The 515-nt window shown below is 47.0% G+C and carries 1 pseudogene; it reads right to left on the bottom strand.

The features are described 5' to 3' along the window. Positions 1–66: 66 nt before the first annotated feature. Positions 67–515 (bottom strand): annotated as a pseudogene (locus D8792_RS11330) (threonine synthase); the annotation flags it as partial.

Below are 515 nucleotides of genomic sequence, written 5' to 3'. Positions count from 1 at the left end.
TTCATTGGGCATCCTAAGAAAAAATCAGCCAGATATCCAGCTGATTTTAGGCTTTCTAAGCCATTTTTACAATTCCAAGTAATCCTCGACTGCTACCTGCATTTGGTCTGCAGCAACCGTCGTTTTGTGACGAACAGGGGCAATTTCTAAGCCGTCCACAGCTGGTGGAAGGGCTACGCCAGAAAGTTCGTGCAGTTGGTCCAAAGCCTCAAAGTCACTAAGTCCTGTTTGACCAGTCACAGCCTCAACAGCCACAACTGGGAATTTATAGGGACTAGCGGTAGACGCGATAACAGTCTTGCGCTGATCACCTGTTTCTGCCAAGTATTTTTGATAGACAGCAGACGCGACAGCCGTATGAGGGTCTTCGATGTAGTTAGAGACTTGATAGACTCGCTTGATTTCAGCAGCTGTTTCTTCTTCTGTCGCATAGTCAGCCGCAAAGAGCTCTAAAATCTCAGCATCAAAGTCCGTCAGTTCATACTGTCCATGATCATTCAGAGCCGCCATCAAGG

Origin of the sequence: Streptococcus cristatus (assembly GCF_003943505.1) — a bacterium.
GTDB classification, from domain to species: Bacteria; Bacillota; Bacilli; order Lactobacillales; family Streptococcaceae; genus Streptococcus; species Streptococcus cristatus_E.
The sequence above is the reverse complement of the archived record's forward strand: the minus strand, read 5'-3'. Positions and strand labels throughout refer to the sequence as shown.